Raw genomic sequence first — 2,369 nt, 5'->3', positions numbered from 1 at the left:
GGGCGGGGGGGGGCGCGCCTCGGGGGGGGGGGCGGGGCCCCCGCGCGCCCCCTCGGGGGGGCCCCGGCCGCCCCCCCCCCGCGGCGGGCGGGGGGGGGCGCGGGCGGTGAGGGGGCGGCGGGCGGCCACGCCGGGGACGGCGGCGGCCGTGGCGACCGCCTCGGCCCGGTCGGCGGCGGCGATCACCACGGCGGGGTTGCCGCTGCCGCCGGGGAAGTGCGCGGAGAGCAGCCGCTGGCCGGCCACGGAGGGCTGGGCCTTGACGAACAGTTCGGTCTGCGGGACGCCGCCCGCGTCGAGTCCCGGGGCGAAGGCGGCCAGTGCGGCGAGGACGGCGAGGCTGCCCGCCCACAGGGCGCGCGGGCGGCGGGCGACCAGCGCCGCGATCCGCCCCCAGACGGCGTGCACCGGTGGCCGGCCGTCGGCGGCGGGCCGCGCCGGCCAGTAGGCGGCGCGGCCGGTCAGCACCAGCGCGGCGGGCAGGAAGGTGAGCGCGGAGAGCACGGCGCAGCCGATGCCGATGGCGCCGACGGGACCGAGGGCCCGGTTGTTCGTGAGGTCGGAGAGGAGCAGCACCAGCAGACCGAGGGCGACGGTGGCACCGGAGGCGGCGATCGGTTCGACCGACTGCCGCCAGGCGGTGCGCATGGCCGCGAACCGGTCGCCGTGCAGGTGCAGCTCCTCGCGGAAGCGGGCGGCGAGCAGCAGGCCGTAGTCGGTGGCGGCGCCGATGACCAGGATCGACAGCAGGCCCTGGATCTGGCCGTCGACGGTGACCAGGTCGTGGTCGGCGAGCAGGTAGACCAGCGCGCAGGCGACGCCGAGGGCGAAGACCGCGCCGAGGATGACCAGGAGCGGCAGCAGCACGCTGCGGTAGACGGCGAGCAGGATCAGCAGCACGACGCCGAGGGCGACGCCGAGCAACAGGCCGTCGATGCCGGCGAAGGCTCCGCCCAGGTCGGCGAGGATGGCGGCCGGCCCGGTCAGGCCGACGGTGGTGTCGGGTACCCGGGCGGCGAGGTCGCGGACGGCCCGGACGGTGTCCGCGGTCTCCCGGCCGAGGTCGGCGCGCAGCTGGACGACGCCCTGGAGGGCTCGGCCGTCCTCGGCGGGGACGGCGGGCGAGACCTGTCCGGTGGCTCCGGGCAGGGCCGCGGCGGCCCGGAGGGCCTGCTCGGCGGCGGCGCGGCGGGTGTCGTCGACGGGGCCGGTGCGGCTCTCCCAGACGATGACGACCGGCATCGCGTCGGTGGTCCGGAACGCCTCGCCGAGGCGCGCGGCCTCGGTGGACTCGGCGCTGCGCGGCAGGAAGGCGGCGCGGTCGTTGGTGGCGACCTCCCCGAGCCGGCCCGCGTACGAGCCGAAGGCCCCGCCGAGGCCGAGCCAGACGACGAGCAGGGCGAGCGGGACCAGCAGGCGCAGGCGCCGCCGGCCACCGGGGGTGGCGGGGGACGGCGCGCTCGGCGGGGCGGTGGGACGGGCAGTGGGCATGGCGGGGCGCCCTCCGGACAGGGGCGGGTGGTGGACAGCCCGGATCCTATCTCTCGATCATCAAGAGACTTGACGCGTGGAGAGATCCCGGCCGGACGTCAGCAGGCCGGCGACGGAGAGTGCGCCCCAGCCGACCGAGACCGCGACCGCCATCACGCGGTGCCGGCGGGTCGGGAGGGCGGTGGCGAGCAGGGCGGCGTCGCCGAAGTCCGAGGCGATCCGGACGGCCGTGGCGGCGCGGAGCGCCGAGTCGTTCGGCGCCAGCGCCATGGCGAGGCCGCAGGCGGCGTCGCGGAAGGCCAGCGGGCGCACGCACGCGGCGACGGCGGCGGGGACCGAGCCGTCCGGCGCCGTGAGGCCGGAGGGGCGGGCGAGCAGGGCGGGGCGGCGGGCGACGGCGAGACCGTAGACGGCGGTGGCGGCGCCGGTGAGGCGGAGCAGGCGCTGGTTCATGGCGGGACCTCCCGGGTCGGCGACAGAGGCGCTCGGGGCTGGTTCGGGGGCGGATCAGGGGCGGATCAGGGGCGATTCGGGCTGCGCGGCACGCGGCCCACCCCGTGGTTCGGAGCGGCGGGCCGCCCGGACGGGTCGGATCGCCGGCCGTCCGGACGGACCGGAGCCCGCTGCGGCCCGTCCGGAGCAGTGTCCCCCGGCGCCGCGCCGTCCGGGCTGCCGCCACGTCGCCCCGACCCGGCCCCAGGCCCGACCCCAGGCCCCGGCCCGGCGCGGCCCGGTGCGGGCCGGTCGGCCCGGGACAGGCGACGGCCCCCCCCCCCCCCCCCCCGGGGCCCGGCCCCCGCCCCGGGGGGGGGGCCGCCCGCCTAGGGCGTTTGCGGGCCCGGGGTGTTGTTTTTAAAACGGGGGTGCCAATATACGCC

General features: G+C 79.5%; 2 protein-coding genes. Both read right to left on the bottom strand.

The features are described 5' to 3' along the window. Positions 1–1,491: MMPL family transporter (locus ABZY91_RS41895; RefSeq protein WP_355409487.1), on the bottom strand; the 1,491-nt coding region annotated here is incomplete at its 3' end. A 60-nt stretch (positions 1,492–1,551) separates the two neighbouring features. Next, entirely contained in the window at positions 1,552–1,944 is a 393-nt protein-coding gene (locus tag ABZY91_RS41890) for a hypothetical protein (protein WP_329881153.1), read from the bottom strand. Positions 1,945–2,369: the final 425 nt, after the last annotated feature.

The organism is Kitasatospora sp. NPDC002965 (genome assembly GCF_040611255.1).
Classification (GTDB): domain Bacteria; phylum Actinomycetota; class Actinomycetes; order Streptomycetales; family Streptomycetaceae; genus Kitasatospora.
This window is presented reverse-complemented; position numbering and strand designations above follow the sequence as displayed.

Bases quoted from the DNA above. Each gene is read 5' to 3' on its own strand.
- ABZY91_RS41890 (WP_329881153.1), bottom strand. From the start codon at position 1,944: ATGAACCAGCGCCTGCTCCGCCTCACCGGCGCCGCCACCGCCGTCTAC.